This is a genomic window from Streptomyces tanashiensis (assembly GCF_014648895.1).
Classification (GTDB): domain Bacteria; phylum Actinomycetota; class Actinomycetes; order Streptomycetales; family Streptomycetaceae; genus Streptomyces; species Streptomyces tanashiensis.
The window spans coordinates 21852-38366 of sequence record NZ_BMRZ01000019.1; the positions used below are offsets into that span (position 1 = coordinate 21852).

Below are 16515 nucleotides of genomic sequence, written 5' to 3' on the forward strand. Positions count from 1 at the left end.
GTGGAGCTTCTCACTCTGCGGCGCGGCCGGGTCACTTGGGGCCCGGACCCGGTCGCGGAGGCGGGCGCGGAGGGGCCGTCGGCCCTGCCCGGGGGCGGCCCGCGGCGTTTAGGGTGGAAGGGCCCCGCCCACAACGGCACAAGGGTGCTCGACCACACCAGGAGGCAAAGTGAACGGCGATCGCGACGAGATCCACGGGGGTTGGAATCCGCCCGCCGACGATCAGTCCGACGCGGATCCCGCCGAGATGACGGGTGAGTTCACCATCGACTACACCCCGCCCGCCTGGTACACGCAGAACGCGTCGGGCGGTACGGGGGCGGGCGGAGCCACTCCGCCGCCGCCGAGCGGGGCGCCGGTCGCCGTGCCCGGGCTCCCGGCGGGCGGCGGCTTCGAGCCCAGCTGGAACGTCGCCCCGCCGGCCCCGCCCGTGGTGCCCGCCGCTCCTGCGCCCACGCCCGTTCCGCCGGTCGCGCCCGCCCCGGTGCAGCCCGCCGCCGTGATGCCCCCGGCGGGAGTTCCTCCGTACGGCGCGCCGGACGTGCCCGCGGCCGCCGCGCCCGGTCCCGTCACTCCCGGTCCGGTCACTCCCGGTCCCGTCACTCCCGGTCCGGTCACTCCCGGTCCCGGCACCCCTGCCGCCGGAGTTCCCGCGGCGCCCTTCGCGCCCGGTGCGCCGGTGCCTGGGCAGGCGGGGCAGCCGGTGCCGGGTCAGCCGGCGGCGGGTCAGCCGGTGGCGGGGGCGCCGTTCGGTGCGCCGGTGCCGGGCATGCCCGTGGCCGACGCCTCGCTTCCGCCCGTTGCCGCGCCCTCCGTCCCTGCGCCCGCGCCGGAGACGGCCGCACCCGCGGCCTCGTTCGGCGGCGGGGACGTCGAGAGCGGCGCCACCATGCGCTTCTCCCCCGCCCAGCTCCAGCGCGAGATCGCCGAGCGCTCGGCGGAGAACGCGGGGAACGCGGAGGGCTCCGCCGACTCCGCGACGCCCGCCGCCGACGAAGCGGCGGAGCCGGCCGCGACCGAGGGGACCGCCGAGCCCGTCGGTCCGGCGGACACCGCACAGGACTCCCCCGCCGTCTCCGGCGAGTTCGCCGCCTCCGGCGCGGGACCGGCCGGAATCACCGCCGACAGCGCGGACGGCGCTCTCGCGGGGAGCACGGCGGACACCGACGACGCCGCGGCCGACGAGCCGTCGGACCCGTCGAACCCCTGGGACGGCTCCGACGGCACCGACAACTCGGGCGGCGCCGACGGCCCGACCGGCGCCGGGACGGCCGAGGCCGCCGGTGACGCGGCCGGGTCCGAGACCGCCGGTCCCACCGCGAGCCCGGAGGACGAGCCCGCCGCACCCGCCGCGGAGGCCGAGCCGGACTCCGCGACCGGCACCGAGCCGGAGGCCGGGGCCGGCGTCGCCGCCGACTCCGCCGCACCCGGCGCCCTCCCGGCCGCTCAGCCGGCCGCCGACGCGCCGCAGGGCTTCGGTCCCGGCACGGCTCCCGGCCCGTACGACACCGCGGGGCAGCACGCCGCCGGCGCTCCGGGCCCCTTCGGCACCCCGTACCCGGACCCCCACGCGGCGGCCCCCGGGCCGTACCCCGCGCCGTACCCGGCCGCGGGTCCGCAGGCCGGAGCGGGGCTGCCTCCGCTGCCCCCGTCCTTCCAGCCGGCCGCCCCCGAACCCGCGCAGCAGTGGCCCGCGCAGCCGGCCCCGGGCGCCCAGCCGGTGCCGCAGGCCGCGCCGATGCCGCCCACCGCCGCCTGGCCGGCCCCGGGAACACCCGTGCCCGGCGCGCCCGGCCCCGTGCCGCCGCAGGCCCAGCCCCAGGCGCCCGGCGCCTACGGCTACCCGCAGGCCCCGGTGGCCCCGCAGGAGCCCCAGGCCTCGCAGACCCCCCAGCCCCCGGCGCCGCAGGGCGGTTACGGCTTCCCGCACCCCGGGACTCCGCCGCAGCAGGCCGGCTACGGCTACCCGCAGCAGCCCGGGACGCCCGGTGCCGTGCCACCGCAGGCTCAGGCCCCCGGCGGCTACGGCTACCCGCACCCCGGAGCCGTACCCCCGCAGGCGGCGCAGGCTCCGCAGCCGCCGTACGACGGTCAGCCGCCGGTGGATCCGCGGACCGGTGCCGCCTGGCCCTCGCCGGTGACGCACGACCAGCGGGAACGGTCCGTGCCGGGCGCCCCGCTCGGGTACAACGCGGCCGTCGAGCTGTCCTCGGACCGGCTGCTGCGCAACAACAAGCAGAAGCCGAAGTCCAGCCGGAACCCCGGGGCCGCCAACCGCTTCAAGCTCGGCGGCAAGAAGGAGGAGGCGGAGCGGCAGCGGAAGCTGGACCTGATCCGGACGCCGGTCCTCTCCTGCTACCGGATCGCGGTCATCTCGCTCAAGGGCGGCGTCGGAAAGACCACGACGACCACCGCCCTCGGCGCGACCCTCGCCACCGAGCGGCAGGACAAGATCCTCGCGATCGACGCCAACCCGGACGCCGGCACGCTCGGCCGCCGGGTGCGGCGCGAGACCGGGGCGACCATCCGCGACCTGGTGCAGGCGATCCCCTACCTGAACTCGTACATGGACATCCGCCGGTTCACCTCGCAGGCGCCGTCCGGCCTGGAGATCCTCGCCAACGACGTGGACCCGGCCGTCTCGACGACGTTCAACGACGAGGACTACCGGCGCGCGATCGACGTCCTGGGCAAGCAGTACCCGATCATCCTCACCGACTCGGGCACGGGCCTGCTGTACAGCGCGATGCGCGGGGTCCTCGACCTCGCCGACCAGCTGATCATCATCTCCACGCCCTCCGTGGACGGTGCCTCCAGCGCCTCGACGACGCTGGACTGGCTCTCCGCGCACGGCTACGCGGATCTGGTGCAGCGCTCGATCACGGTCATCTCCGGGGTCCGCGAGACCGGCAAGATGATCAAGGTCGAGGACATCGTCCAGCACTTCCAGACCCGCTGCCGCGGTGTCGTGGTCGTGCCCTTCGACGAGCACCTGTCGGCCGGCGCCGAGGTGGACCTCGACATGATGCGGCCGAAGACCCGGGAGGCGTACTTCCACCTCTCGGCGATGGTGGCCGAGGACTTCGTGCGGGCACAGCAGGCGCAGGGGCTGTGGACCGGTGACAGCCAGGGCGCGATGCCGCCGCACATGGCCCCGCCGATGCCGGGCCAGGGGATGCCCGGACAGCCGATGCCGGGTCAGCCGCTGCCCGGCCAGTTCGCGCCCGGCCAGCCCGTCCCGGGTCAGGTGCCCGGGCAGGGGATGCCCGGTCAGCCGATGCCGGGCCAGCCGCTCCCCGGTCAGTTCGCGCCCGGCCAGCCGGCCCCCGGTCAGCCCTACGCGCCCCAGGCGCCGCAGCCCGGTCAGCCGTACCCGCAGCAGGCGGCCCAGCAGCCCTACCCGCCGCAGGGGTACCCGCAGCCGGGTCAGCCGATGCCGGGTCAGATGCCGGGGCAGGCGCCCGGTCCGATGCCGGGTCAGTTCGCGCCCGGCCAGCCCGCCCCGGGTCAGCCGTACGGCCCCCCGGCCGGGCAGCCGTACCCGCCGCAGCCGGGGCAGCCCGGTCAGCCGGGCATGCCGCCGTCCTGGCAGCAGCCTCAGGACGGAAGCGAGTCGCAGCCCGGGCAGCCGGGGCAGCCGATGCCCCCGCAGGCGGACCCGCAGGGCCCTCCGCAGGCGCCGCCAGCCCCTCAGCAGTAGGGCGTCACAGGGCTAGACCAATGAGGCTCCGTATCGGTTCACCGATACGGAGCCTCTTGGCGTTCCCGCAGCCCACAAGGGGTTTGAGGGATCGTTGACGACGGCAGACCACCGCTGATACACCTTCGCTTCACCCATCGTCAGCCCAAGATCCACGACAGTAACTCCGACGCGAGGTCACGTCCCATGGTCATGGTCACGAAGGTTCCACCCCGCCCGACGCCCGTCCGCAGAGCCCTCCGACCGCTGCTCGCCACCGGTGTCGCCGCCGGCCTTGCCGTCGGCTCCCTCGTCGTCGTCCCCGGCACCGCGCAGGCGGAGGACGAGAAGTCCGGCGGCACCACCCTCACGGTCGCGGTCTCGCAGAGCATCGACTCGCTGAGCCCGTTCCTCGCCCAGAAGCTCACCTCGACCAGCATCCACCGGCTGGCGTACGAGTACCTCACGAACTACGACCCGAAGGACGCCCGCACCGTCCCGGGTCTGGCGACCGCGTGGACGTCCTCGCCCGACAAGCTGACGTGGACGTACACGATCCGCAAGGACTCGACCTGGTCCGACGGGCAGCAGGCCACCGCCGAGGACGCGGCCTGGACCTTCAACAAGATGATGACCGACCCCGATGCCGCCACCGCCAACGGCAGCTTCACGGCCAACTTCGCGGCGGTCACCGCGCCCGACCCGCAGACGCTGGTCATCCGGCTGAAGAAGCCCCAGGCGACGATGACGGCCCTCGACGTGCCGATCGTGCCGAAGCACGTCTGGGAGAAGGTCACCGACTTCTCGAAGTTCAACAACGACAAGACCTTCCCCATCGTCGGGAACGGCCCCTTCGTCATCACGGACTTCAAGGTCGACCAGTACATCAAGCTCAAGCCGAACAAGAAGTTCTGGCGGGGCGCTCCCCAGTTCGACGAGCTGGTGTTCAAGTACTACAAGGACGGGGACGCCGCCGTCGCCGCCCTGCAGAAGGGCGAGGTGTCCTTCGTACCGAACCTGACGCCCGCCCAGGCGGCCGCGCTGAAGACCCAGAAGAACATCAAGGTCAACGACGCCCCCGGCCGCCGCTTCTACGCCCTCGCCACCAACCCGGGCGCGAAGGCCCAGGACGGAAAGACCTTCGGCAACGGCAACAAGGCGCTGCTCGACCCGGAGGTGCGCAAGGCGCTCTTCCTCGCCGTCGACCGCACCACCCTCGTCGACAAGGTCTTCCAGGGCCACGCCGTCGAGGGCGAGGGATACATCCCGCCGCGCTTCGGTTCGTACTTCTGGAAGCCGGAGACCACGCAGAAGCGGGCGTACGACCCGGCCGGGGCGGAGAAGGTCCTCGACGCCGCCGGATACCGGAAGAACGCCGCCGGCAAGCGGCTCGGCAAGGACGGCAGGCCGCTGGACCTCCGGATCCTCTGTCACGCCACCGACCCGAACGACAAGGCCGTCGGCAAGTACCTCCAGGAGTGGTGGGGCAAGCTCGGCATCGGCCTGAAGGTCGAGTGCCTGGACAGCGTCTCCGACCCCTGGGTCAAGGGCGACTACGACCTCGCCTTCGACGGCTGGTCGGTCAACCCCGACCCGGACTACGTCCTCTCCATCCACACCTGCGGCACGCTCCCGGCGACCCCGAAGGACTCCGGCGCCACCGACAACTTCATCTGCGACAAGGAGTTCGACGGGCTCTACGCGCAGCAGGCGGTGGAGTACGACACCGCCAAGCGGGCGGATCTGGTGAAGCGGATGCAGTCCCGGCTGTACGACACGGGGTACATGAACATCATGGCCTACCCGAACGCCCTGGAGGCGTACCGCACGGACCAGATCAAGTCCATCACGACCATGCCCGAGGCCGCCGGAAACCTGTGGGGGCAGGACGGCTACTGGAGCTGGTGGTCGGCCGTGCCCACGGACCGGGCCGCGGACTCCGACGGCGGCTCGTCCACCGGGGTGGTCATCGGCATCGCCGCGGCCGTCGTGGTCGTCGTCGGCCTCGGTGTCTTCCTCGGTCTGCGCCGCCGCTCCACCGCCGACGACCGCGAGTAGTACGTGACGACGGCAAGCACCCCCGCCCACGTGGCGCGGGCCGACAAGGCCCGCGCCACGGACGGCGCCTCCCGCACCGGTTCCTCCCTCGGCTACCTCCGCCACGCGGCGGGGAAGCTGGGCGGCGCGCTCGTCTCGCTCCTCGCCGTCCTGGTCACCAGCTTCTTCCTCTTCCGGATCATCCCCGGTGACCCGGTCAAGGCGATGACCCACGGCGTTCCCACCTCGGCCGAGCAACTCGCCACACTACGACGCCAGTTCGGGCTCGACCTGCCGCTGTGGCAGCAGTTCACCGACTACTGCGCCAAAGCGCTGAGCGGCGACCTCGGCACCTCGTTCCAGTTCCGCGCCCCCGTCGGGGACCTCATCGCGGAGAAGCTCCCGGCAACCCTGCTGCTCACCGGGGTCGCCGTGGTGATCTACTCGGCGCTCGGACTGTGGCTGGGCACCCGCTCGGCCTGGCGGCACGGCGGCCTCGGCGACCGGCTGAACACCGGGATCGCGCTGACCCTGTGGTCGGTGCCCTCCTTCTGGCTCGGACTGCTCCTCATCATCGTCTTCTCGGTGGGCATGGGACCGATCCCCGGGCTCTTCCCGACCGGCGGCATGGAGTCCGGGACGGGCGAGACAGGCTTCGCGTACGTCCTGGACGTCGCCCACCACCTGGTCCTGCCCGTGGTCACGCTCGTCGCGGTCGGCTACGCGCAGACCCTCCTGGTGATGCGCTCCTCGCTCCTCGACGAGATGGGCGGCGACTACCTGACGACGGCGCGGGCCAAGGGGCTGCGGGACGACGCCGTGCGGCGCCGGCACGCCGTGCCGAACGCGCTCCTGCCGACCGTCACCATGATCTTCATCAACCTGGGCCATGTGGCGGCCGGTTCGATCCTGGTGGAGACGGTCTTCTCCTGGCCGGGGCTCGGCGGGCTCTTCTACCAGGCACTGAGCGTCCCCGATCTGCCGCTCGTGCAGGGCCTGTTCGTGGTCTTCGCCGGAGCGATGATCCTGATGAACCTGATCGCCGACCTGCTCTATCCGCTGCTCGACCCCCGGGTGGGCCGATGACCTCTCTCACGTGGGACCGCCGCAAGGACTCCGCGACCCGCTTCTGGCGCGGCTACCGCACCCACCGGGCCGGGCTCTACGGCCTGGCCGGCCTCGCCCTGATCGCCCTGCTCGCGCTCGCCGCCCCGCTGATCGTCGGCTCCGACGTGCAGTCGGTGACGGAGGCGCCGGGCACGGCCCTGGAGCCGCCGAGCGCCGAATTCCCGCTCGGAACCGACCAGTTCGGGCGCTCCCTGCTCGGCCTGCTGATCTGGGGCGCCCGGATCTCCCTGCTCGTCGGTCTGCTCGCGGCGGCGCTCTCCGTCGCCATCGGGACCCTGGTGGGCATCATCGCCGGGCACTACGGCGGCTGGTTCTCGACCGTCGTCATGCGGATCACCGACTGGTTCCTGGTGATGCCGACGCTGGTGCTCGCGATCGTCCTCGCCACCGTCATGTCCCGGTCGATGTGGACGGTCGTCCTGGCGATCGGCGTGACCTCCTGGCCGACCACCGCCCGCCTCGTGCGGGCGCAGACGATCGCGGTGGAGTCCCGCCCGTACATCGAACGGGCGACCGCGCTCGGCGGCGGCCACCGGCACGTCATGACCCGGCACGTGCTGCCGAACGTGATGCCGCTGGTGCTCGCGCAGACCACCCTCGGCATCTCGACCGCCATCCTCACCGAGGCGACCCTCGCCTTCCTCGGGCTCGGCGACCCGACGGTGGTCTCCTGGGGCGGGATGCTCCAGGACGCCCGGGAGGCGGGCGCCGTCTCCTCCGGGCACTGGTGGTACCTGGCCCCGCCCGGGATCGCGATCGCCCTGGTCGCGCTGGCGTTCACACTGTGCGGCCGGGCCGTGGAGTCCGTGCTGAACCCGAAGCTGGGGGTGGGGCGATGAGCCTCCTGGAGGTGCGGGACCTGAGGGTGACGTACGGCTCGGGGCCGGGCGCCGTACCCGCCGTGCGCGGGGTCGACCTGACCCTGGAGTCGGGGACCAAGCTGGGCGTGGCCGGCGAGTCGGGCTGCGGCAAGTCCACGCTCGCGCTCGCGCTGCTGCGGCTCCTCCCGGCCTCCGCGCGGATCGAGGGCCAGATCCTGCTCGACGGCGACGACGTCCTCGCCATGTCGTGGGGCCGGCTGCGGGCCGTGCGCTGGGCGGGCGCGTCCATCGTCTTCCAGGGCGCGATGCACTCGCTGAACGCCGTGCACCGGATCGGCGACCAGATCGCCGAGCCGCTGCTCGTGCACGGCCGGGCGACCCCGGCCGCGGCCCGCACCCGGGTCGGAGAGCTGCTCGAACACGTCGGGCTCCCGGCGGCCCGGGCCGCCGCCTACCCGCACGAGCTCTCCGGCGGGCAGCGGCAGCGCGTGATGATCGCGATGGCGCTCGCCTGCGATCCGCGCCTGATCGTCGCGGACGAGCCGACGACCGCGCTCGACGTGATGATCCAGGCTCAGATCCTGCGGCTGATCGAGCGGCTCGTCGCCGAGCAGTCCATCAGCCTCCTGATGATCAGCCACGACCTGGCGGTCCTCGCCGACACCTGCGACCGGCTCGCCGTGATGTACGCGGGCCGGGTCGTGGAGGAGGGGCCCGCGCGGGCGGTGTACGAGGCGGCCGAGCACCCCTACGGTCGGGCGCTGTCCTCGGCGTTCCCGCGCATCGGTGACCTCGCGTCCCGGCGGGCGCCGCGCGGACTGCCGGGCGACCCGCCGGACCCGGCGGACCTGCCGGGCGGCTGCACCTTCCACCCGCGCTGCCCGGTGGCGGTGGACGCCTGCGGGGAGCTCGATCAGGAACTGCGGGAGGCGGGCGCGGGGCGCCGGGCCGCCTGCGTACACGTGGGGAGCACGTCATGAGCCTCCTGTCGGCGCGCGGACTGCACGTCACCTTCCCGGGGCGCCGGGGCGCGCCGCCCGCGCGCGCGGTGGACGGCGTGGACCTGGACATCGGCGCCGGCGAGATCGTGGCCCTGGTCGGCGAGTCCGGCTGCGGCAAGACGACGCTGGCCCGCTCCCTGCTCGGCCTGGTCCGGCCCACGGCGGGGGCGGTGGCCTTCGACGGGCAGCCGCTCGGGTACTCCTCCGGGGCGCTGCGGGCCTACCGGAAGCGGGCTCAGCTGGTCCTCCAGGACCCGAGCGGCTCGCTGAACCCCCGGCACACCGTGTACGACGCGGTGGCGGAGGGGCTGCGGATCCACGGGATCCACCGCTCCGAACGGGACGAGCGGACGGCCGTCGCCGAGGCCCTCGCACGGGCCGGCCTGCGGCCCCCGGAGCGGTTCTTCCTCCGCTACCCGCACGAGCTGTCCGGCGGCCAGCGGCAGCGCGTGGTCATCGCGGGCGCGCTCGTCCTGGAGCCCGAACTCATCGTCGCCGACGAACCGGTGGCCTCCCTGGACGCGTCGGTACGGGGCGAGATCCTGGCGCTGCTGCTGCGCCTGCGCGACGAACTCGGCCTGTCCGCCCTGGTGGTGACGCACGACCTGGGGCTCGCGTGGAACATCGCGGACCGGGTGGCCGTGATGTACCTGGGCCGGGTCGTGGAGACCGGCACGGTGGAGTCCGTCCTGACGCGCCCTCAGCATCCGTACACGCGTGCGCTGTTGTCGGTACTCCCGGAGTCGGAGGGCGCCCCGGTGGTGCTGACCGGCGAGCCGCCGGACCCGTCCCGCATCCCGTCCGGCTGCCGCTTCCACGCCCGCTGCCAGCTCCTCGCCTCGGGCGAGGCGACACCGGTCGCGGACCGCTGCCGGGGCGAGGACCTGCCGGTCCTGGGCGGCGGCGGGGAGCAGGCGGTGGCGTGCCACTGGGTGACGACGGCCTGAGCCCCACCCGTTGTGGGCTGCGCCCCGCCGCCCGTTGTGGGCAATCGTTCCGCTGGGGCGGAACGGGTGGGCACAGCGGACGGCGCCCTTGCCGGCGCCAGAGGCTGCTGTGCCTGAACCCGCACCCCTTCATGCGGCGCACTGGCGGTGCGGGTCCAGGCGCGGAACGCGGAGGCGCCGCTGGAGGCGCCGTCCCGTGTGCCCACCCTCCCCCAAGCTCTCGGCTTCGCTCGAGCAGGGGGGACCCCCATCGCCCCCGCGGGACACCTGCCCACACAGGCGCACCGTCAGGCGCGGTCGTACTCCTCCGTCAGCTCGCGGCAGCGCTTCACGTCGCCCGCCATCGCCTGGAGCAGGTCGTCCAGGGTGTCGAACTTGAGCATGCCTCGCACGTACGCCAGGAAGTCCACGGCCACGTGCAGGCCGTACAGGTCGAGGCCCTCGCGGTCGATCGCGTAGGCCTCGACCGTCCGCTCCGTGCCGTCGAACTGCGGGTTGGTGCCGACCGAGATCGCCGCCGGCATCCGCTCCCCCGCGGCCGTCAGCCAGCCCGCGTAGACGCCGTCCGCCGGGATCGCCGTGTGCGGCAGGGTCTCGACGTTGGCCGTCGGGAAGCCGAGCTCGCGCCCGCGCTGCGCGCCGCGGACGACGATGCCCTCGACCCGGTGCGGGCGGCCGAGGATCTCGCCCGCGCCGGTCATGTCGCCCTCGGCGACGAGGCGGCGGGTGAGGGTGGAGGAGAAGGGCTCGCCACCGCCGGCGGTCCCGCTGACGTACAGGTCGATGACCTCGACCTCGTAGTCGTAGGTGGCACCGAGCTCGGTCAGGAACGCGACGTTGCCGGCGGCCCGGTGCCCGAAGCGGAAGTTGGGGCCCTCGATGACGGCCTTCGCGTGCAGCTTGTCGACGAGCACCTTGACGATGAAGTCGGCCGGGGACAGCTGGGAGAACTCGGCGGTGAACGGCAGCACGAGCACCGCGTCCACACCGAGCTCCGCGATCAGCTCGGCGCGCCGGTGGTGCGGGGCGAGCAGCGGCGGGTGGCTGCCGGGGCGGACGACCTCGGAGGGGTGCGGGTCGAAGGTGACGACGACGGAGGGGACACCCAGCTCCCGGGCGCGCTCGACGGCACGCCCGATGATCAGCTGGTGCCCGCGGTGCACCCCGTCGTAGGAGCCGATGGTGACGACGCTGCGTCCCCAGTCCTGGGGAATGTCCTCCAAGCCACGCCAGCGCTGCACTGTGACCGCTCCTCGTCCGCCTGTTCGCCCTGTTCGCCTTACGCAGGTCTAAGACTGCCATGTCCACGGCCGTCGGTACGCATCGGCATGGCGGTGCCGGGACTCCGCAGCGCCCTGAGGGTCTCCGGGCCGAGCAGCGGGGCCCAGCCGCCGGGGTCGGCGACCGTCCAGGCGGTGAGCAGCGCGGCGAAGGCCGGCAGCTCGCGGACGGCTCCCGCCAGGGCCCGGTCGAGCCGCCAGGCGCCTTCGGGGGAACGGACGCAGAGCCCGCCGACCCGGTGCACGAGCTCCCGGGTGCGCGGCACGCTGCGCCGCTCCGCCCCCTCCGCGGCGGCCCGCAGGAGGGCCTCCAGGACGGTGAGCTGCCCGGCCTCGGCCTCGTACCGCTCGTGCTCCAGGAGTACGTCGAGGAGCTCGGTCCGCAGATGGCGGGAGGCACCGGTGCCGGGGGCGGCGAGGACGGGCGCGAGGGCACGCCGGAGCGGCGCGGGCCGGCCCCGGATCAGGCCCGTGACCAGGGGGAAGAGGATCGCCCTCGCCGCCGGTCCGTCCTCTAGGCGGCGGTCGACGAAGGCGGCTACGAGCGGGGCGCCCTCGGGGTGGCGGGCGGCGTGGTCGCGGACGAGGGCGGCGATCCTGCGGGCGAGGGCGGGCGTGTCGACCTCCGCGAGGGCCCGCAGGGCGGCGGCGGGCGCCTCACCGGTGCCGCCGAGCCGGGTCCGGAAGGCCGCGAGGACCTCCTCGGGGTGGGTCGCGAGTGCTTCGGCGAGGGCGGTCGCGGGCACCTGGGGCTCGGCCAGGGCCCGGGGCAGGTGGCGGGCGCGGCTGTGCGGGTCGCGGACGAGGAGTCCCAGGGCGGCGCCGTGGAGGGACTGGTCGCCGGGGCGGGCGAGCAGGGCGAGGGCGGCGTAGCGGAGGAGCTCGCGGTCGGCGGAGGTGGTGGCGTGTCCGGCGACGAGGTGGCCGTAGGCGGCGGCCGCGACGCGCCGCTCCGGGCGCCCGTCGTCGTGGGCCCAGCGGTCGACGGCCCGGCAGAGGGCGGAGGGCTCGTCCTCGGCGAGCGCGGCGAGGAGGCCGTCGGCGAGCGGGTGGGCGGTGGCGACGAGCGCCTCGCACAGGTCGTCGACGGCGAGCCCCCGGTGGGTGTGCAGGAGGCCCTGGGCGGCGCCTGCGACGGTGGCGTGGGGGGCGGCGGGGAGGGGCCTGTCGTCGCCGAACCATCGGCAGAGGAGCGGCTGGACGCCCCGGGGGTCGGCGGTCAGCATCGCCGCGACGGCGTCGAGGCTCCGGTCGCCGCCGTGCGCCTCGCCGCCCGGCGGGGGGTCGGCCGGGACGAGGCGGCGCAGCAGGTCGATCCGCTCGTCCTCGCCGAGCGGCAGGCCCAGCCAGAACGCGGGCCCGAAGGCGGCGAAGACCGGGTGCGGCTCAGGGCGGTCCCCGACGAGGTCGCCGAGCAGCCGCAGGGCGGGCAGGTACGGCCGCGGGTCCGGCAGTCGCCGTACGGTCTCCCCGAAGAGCCGCGCGGCCCACCAGGCCCCGTCACCGCCGGTCCCCTCGTCGGCGAAGCGCCCGAGCGCCCGGGCGAGCGCGGCGAGCCGCGGCCCGAGCCCGGCGGGGCCGCGCTCCCGGTGCGACAGCAGCAAGGCCTGCAGCACGGGCCCGATCCGATGCCGGGGAACGGGCAGCGGCGCCCCGGCCGTGGCGTCCCCGGCGGCCCGCTGCCGGGGGACGCCGGGGAGGGGGCCGCCGGGCGGGACGGACACGTCGGGTCCACCGGAAGAACCGCGCCCGGCGGACCTGGCGGGGGAGCCGAGCCCTGCGGGTCCGGCGGGGGAACCACGTCCGGCAGACCCGCCAGGCGAACCGCGTCCAGCAGACCCGCCAGGCGAACCGCGTCCAGCAGACCCGCCAGGCGAACCGCGTCCAGCAGACCCGCCAGGCGAACCGCGTCCAGCAGACCCGCCAGGCGAACCGCGTCCGGCAGACCCGCCGGGAGAACCGCGTCCAGCAGACCCGCCAGGCGAACCGCGTCCGGCAGACCCGCCGGAAGAACCGCGTCCAGCAGACCCGCCGGAAGAACCGAGCCCGGCGGACCCGCCGGACTCGGCAGGTCCCTCGGCCGAGGCCTGCGGATCGGGCGCCGAGGGCGTCCGGGGCCCGCCGGGGGCACCGGAGGCGCGCGGCCCGGCGTCCGCGCCGGACCCGCCCGGCCCGGAGGCCACCGGCCCGGCCGGCGCGCCCGATGGGTCCGGCGCGCCCGGTGCGGCCGCTTCGGGCGGCCGGGCCGAGCTCGGCGCCGGGTCCTCGTGGTGGGCGTGGACCAGGGCGTGGAGCGCCGTGTCCAGGTCGAGGTGGGCGGCCTGGACCCAGTCGGCGAGTTCCTCGTGGGCGAAGCGGTAGCCGGAGCCCGCCGGGACGAGCAGGCCCTCGGTAAGGACGGCCGAGGCCCAGCCCTCCCGCCACGGGAAGAGCTCCTCGAAGGAGGCCCGGTCGAGGACTCCGTGCCCGGGGCCGAGGCACCGGCGGGCGGCCTCGTGCAGCCGGCCGGTCACGCGCGCGGCGAGCCGGCGGACGGCGGTCCCCCGCAGGTGGGGGCGGGAGCCCGCGGCGATCCGGACGGCGGCCCGCAGGCACATCAGGTCCAGGTAGGCGGTGAAGATCTCCTCGCGCCCGGGCCGCCCCGGCACCTCCCCCGGCAGCGCCGCCCGCACCTCGGCGAGCAGTCGCAGGGCGAGGGGGTGCCGGGCGTCCGCCGGGGCGAGGTCCGTCTCCCCGATCCCGTACCCCTCGCGTACGGCGCGGGCCTCGGTCGCGGAGTACGACCCGAGGACCAGGGCGGCCGGCAGCTCGCGGCCGTTGCCGGCCGGGGCGTGGTCCCGGCCGGTCGCCGGGCGGTGCAGGGCGCCCGGGGTGTAGAGCGCGCCGGCCTGTTCCCAGTGCTCGGGGCGGCAGGCGGTGACGAGGTGCACCTGGTGGGTGCGGAGCCATCGCTCGGTGGCCGCCGTCCAGTCGGCGAGCCGGTGGGCGAGGAGCGGTGGCATCTCCTCGGGGCCGTCGAGGAGGACGAGGAGCGGGCGGCCCGCGTCGCGGGCGAGGGCGGCGGCCCGCTCCGGGGTGGCGGTCGTGGTGTCGCCGAGCGCCCCGGAGGCGGCGACGATCCGGCCGGCCTGGTGGAGGGCGCGGCCGACGGCGTCGGCGAGCGAGCCGTCCTCGGCGCGCAGGTCGGCGCCGCGGAGCCGGACGGTGGGGGCGGGTGCCACGCCCCGGGCGCGGCGGGCGCACAGTGCGGCGAGGGCGGTGGTGCGGCCGGTGCCGGGGGCGCCGACGAGGGCGAGGACGGGGGTGTCGCCGGCCGTGAAACGGGCGAACTCGCGGACGCAGTCGGGCCGTTCGACGGGTTCGGGCCAGGGGCCGGGGTCGGGCACGGGTCCGGTGGAGGTGGCGGTGAGCTCCAGGATCGCGGCGAGGTTGAGGTCGGGTCCGTAGGCGGGGACGGTGGCCGCGTTGCGCCGCAGGAGCGCGGTGAGCGGGCCGGCGGGGCGGAGCGGCACGGCGTATCCGGCGGCCTGGCGGTCGCCGTGCAGGGCGGTGCCGAGGACGGCGAGGACGGTACCGGTGACGGTGTCGAGGACGGGGCCGCCGGCGGCCTGTCCGCCGCGGCGGAGCGCCTCGGCGCCCTCGGTGCCGATGGCGAGTTCGAGGGCGTCGGCGAGGGCGTGGAAGCGGTCGGTGGCGGTGTACGTGACGGAGGCGGGGCCGAGGACGCGGGCCTCGCGCCAGCCCTGGGCGGCGATCCGCACGTACGTGCCGGGTTCGATCTCGGGCCGGGTCGCGAGCGGCAGCGGCCGGCCTCCGAGTCCTTCGGTCCGTACGAGCGCGAGACCGCTCTCGGGCAGCGGGGTGACGGCCTCGGCCTCGGCGAGCCAGGTCCGGTCGCCGGGGGCGTGCAGGACGACACGGCTGAGCCCGTCGACGGCCTCGTGGCTGGTGACGATCGTTCCGTGGTGGTCGGCGAGGAAACCGGTGCCGCGTGGCCGGCCCGCCAGATCGCAGATCCGCACCAGCGTCGCCCGGTCTCCGCGTCCCATGGTGTCGACGGTAGGCGGCCGGTGATCACCCGGAGGCGCTCGCGGGGAAACGCGCCCCCTCACACTCCCCCGTTCGCTCCGAGCGCCTCCCCGATGGGGTGAAAACGGCGGCTCCGTGGGACAGAGTCTTCCCGGGGGAAACCGAGGGGGGAAAGACGTGGGGCGGGCACGCGCGCGTGCCCGCCCCACGACGGAGTCGCCGGCTCGGCGACAGCGGCCTCGGCTCAGCCGAAGACGGCGAGGCTCTTCGCCTTGCCCCGCTGGTCCTCGACGAGCGCGAGCAGCCCGCCGTCCGGTCCGAAGACCGCGACGGGCCCCTTCGGGTACTCCGGCATCTCCAGGCGGACGCCGTTGAGCAGCAGCTTGGCCCGCTTCTCGTCGACGTCCCAGCGCGGGAAGGCCGCCGCGGCCGCCTCGGCGACCGGCATGACCGTGAGGTCCTCCTGGAGCTGGTCCAGGGTCCTGGCCGCGTCCAGCTTGTACGGGCCGACCCGGGTGCGTCGCAGGGCGGTCAGGTGGCCGCCCACGCCGAGACCGGCGCCGAGGTCCCGGGCGAGCGCCCGGATGTACGTGCCGGAGGAGCAGACCACCGAGACGACCAGGTCGACGACGGGGGTGCCGTCCTCGGCGGTCGCCTCGCGGACGTCGTACACCCGGAAGGAGGAGACGGTGACCGGGCGGGCCGGGATCTCGAACTCCTCGCCGCCGCGCACGCGCGCGTACGACCGCTTGCCGTCGATCTTGATCGCGGAGACCTTCGACGGCACCTGCATGATGGCGCCGGTCAGCTCGGCGACGCCCGCGTCGATCTGCTCCCGGGTGACCTTCGAAGCGTCGACCGACGCCGTGATCTCGCCCTCGGCGTCGTCGGTGATCGTCGTCTGGCCCAGGCGGATGGTGCCCAGGTACTCCTTCTCGGTCAGCGCGAGGTGACCGAGCAGCTTGGTCGCCCGCTCCACGCCGAGGACGAGGACGCCCGTGGCCATGGGGTCGAGCGTGCCCGCGTGGCCGACGCGGCGGGTCCTGGCGATCCCGCGCATCTTGGCCACGACGTCGTGCGAAGTGAAGCCCGACGGCTTGTCGACGATGACAAGGCCGTCGGGCGTCTTCTGTACGGTGCTCATTCGGCGGCTTCGTCCTCGCCCGGCTTCTTGTAGGGGTCGGCGTCGCCCGCGAAGGTGGCGCCCGAGGAGGCCTGCCGCACCTGGGCGTCGGAGGCGCGCGCCTTGTCGAGGAGGTCCTCGATGGTGCGGGCGTTCTCCGGGAGGGCGTCGGCCACGAAGGTCAGGGTCGGGGTGAACTTGGTCCCCGCCGCCCGGCCCACGGCCGAACGGAGGATGCCCTTGGCGCTCTCCAGGCCGGCCGCGGCGCTCGCGCGCTCCTCGTCGTCGCCGTAGACCGTGTAGAAGACCGTGGCCTCCCGCAGGTCGCCGGTGACGCGGGTGTCCGTGATGGTCACGTGCGTACCCAGGCGGGGGTCCTTGATGCCGCGCTGCAGCTTCTCGGCGACCACCTCCCGGATGAGGTCTGCCAGCTTCTTCGCCCGCGCGTTGTCGGCCACTGGTCCTTCTCC

10 protein-coding genes are annotated in these 16515 nt (G+C 75.0%); 6 read left to right on the plus strand and 4 right to left on the minus strand.

Annotated elements, in window-relative coordinates:
• Window positions 1-169 precede the first annotated feature (169 nt).
• The 6 genes from IE237_RS34640 to IE237_RS34665 all read left to right on the plus strand — a co-directional run bounded on the left by IE237_RS34640 (window position 170) and on the right by IE237_RS34665 (window position 9613).
• Window positions 170-3700 carry an SCO5717 family growth-regulating ATPase gene (locus IE237_RS34640; RefSeq protein WP_189806156.1) on the plus strand — a complete coding sequence of 1177 codons (3531 nt, stop codon included), beginning with the start codon at window positions 170-172 and terminating at the stop codon, window positions 3698-3700.
• Between the two features lie 186 nt (window positions 3701-3886).
• On the plus strand, window positions 3887-5737 hold the full coding sequence (locus IE237_RS34645; protein ID WP_370468335.1) for an ABC transporter substrate-binding protein: 1851 nt from the start codon (window positions 3887-3889) through the stop codon (window positions 5735-5737).
• Between the two features lie 3 nt (window positions 5738-5740).
• The gene (locus IE237_RS34650; protein WP_189806157.1) at window positions 5741-6802 is read left to right on the plus strand and encodes an ABC transporter permease; all 1062 of its coding nucleotides are present in this window, start codon (window positions 5741-5743) and stop codon (window positions 6800-6802) included.
• Entirely contained in the window at window positions 6799-7683 is an 885-nt protein-coding gene (locus IE237_RS34655; protein ID WP_189806158.1) for an ABC transporter permease, read from the plus strand. Before IE237_RS34650 ends, IE237_RS34655 begins: the two co-directional genes overlap by 4 nt.
• Window positions 7680-8645, plus strand: a complete 966-nt coding sequence (locus IE237_RS34660) for an ABC transporter ATP-binding protein (protein WP_189806159.1) — start codon at window positions 7680-7682, stop codon at window positions 8643-8645. The genes IE237_RS34655 and IE237_RS34660 overlap by 4 nt, the downstream gene beginning before the upstream one ends.
• Complete coding sequence (locus tag IE237_RS34665; RefSeq protein WP_189806160.1) at window positions 8642-9613, plus strand: ABC transporter ATP-binding protein; 972 nt, start codon at window positions 8642-8644, stop codon at window positions 9611-9613. The genes IE237_RS34660 and IE237_RS34665 overlap by 4 nt, the downstream gene beginning before the upstream one ends.
• A 287-nt stretch (window positions 9614-9900) precedes the next feature.
• Here IE237_RS34665 and IE237_RS34670 read toward each other — a convergent pair whose 3' ends face one another.
• The 4 genes from IE237_RS34670 to rbfA all read right to left on the minus strand — a co-directional run bounded on the left by IE237_RS34670 (window position 9901) and on the right by rbfA (window position 16503).
• A complete protein-coding gene (locus tag IE237_RS34670) occupies window positions 9901-10854 on the minus strand; it encodes a bifunctional riboflavin kinase/FAD synthetase (protein ID WP_189806161.1) in 954 nt (317 codons plus the stop codon).
• A 38-nt stretch (window positions 10855-10892) separates the two neighbouring features.
• Window positions 10893-14942 (minus strand): serine protease, encoded by a 4050-nt coding sequence (locus IE237_RS34675; RefSeq protein WP_189806162.1) that lies wholly within the window; start codon window positions 14940-14942, stop codon window positions 10893-10895.
• Between the two features lie 224 nt (window positions 14943-15166).
• Complete coding sequence (truB, locus tag IE237_RS34680; RefSeq protein WP_189806163.1) at window positions 15167-16066, minus strand: tRNA pseudouridine(55) synthase TruB; 900 nt, start codon at window positions 16064-16066, stop codon at window positions 15167-15169.
• Complete coding sequence (rbfA, locus tag IE237_RS34685) at window positions 16063-16503, minus strand: 30S ribosome-binding factor RbfA (protein WP_189806164.1); 441 nt, start codon at window positions 16501-16503, stop codon at window positions 16063-16065. The genes truB and rbfA overlap by 4 nt, the downstream gene beginning before the upstream one ends.
• Between the last annotated feature and the right edge of the window lie 12 nt (window positions 16504-16515).

Excerpts from the sequence above, each read along its gene's own strand:
- IE237_RS34655 (WP_189806158.1), top strand. The coding sequence starts at position 6,799 with ATGACCTCTCTCACGTGGGACCGCCGCAAGGACTCCGCGACCCGCTTC.
- IE237_RS34675 (WP_189806162.1), bottom strand. The coding sequence starts at position 14,942 with ATGGGACGCGGAGACCGGGCGACGCTGGTGCGGATCTGCGATCTGGCG.
- IE237_RS34665 (WP_189806160.1), top strand. The coding sequence starts at position 8,642 with ATGAGCCTCCTGTCGGCGCGCGGACTGCACGTCACCTTCCCGGGGCGC.
- IE237_RS34660 (WP_189806159.1), top strand. The coding sequence starts at position 7,680 with ATGAGCCTCCTGGAGGTGCGGGACCTGAGGGTGACGTACGGCTCGGGG.
- IE237_RS34645 (WP_370468335.1), top strand. The coding sequence starts at position 3,887 with ATGGTCATGGTCACGAAGGTTCCACCCCGCCCGACGCCCGTCCGCAGA.
- truB (WP_189806163.1), bottom strand. The coding sequence starts at position 16,066 with ATGAGCACCGTACAGAAGACGCCCGACGGCCTTGTCATCGTCGACAAG.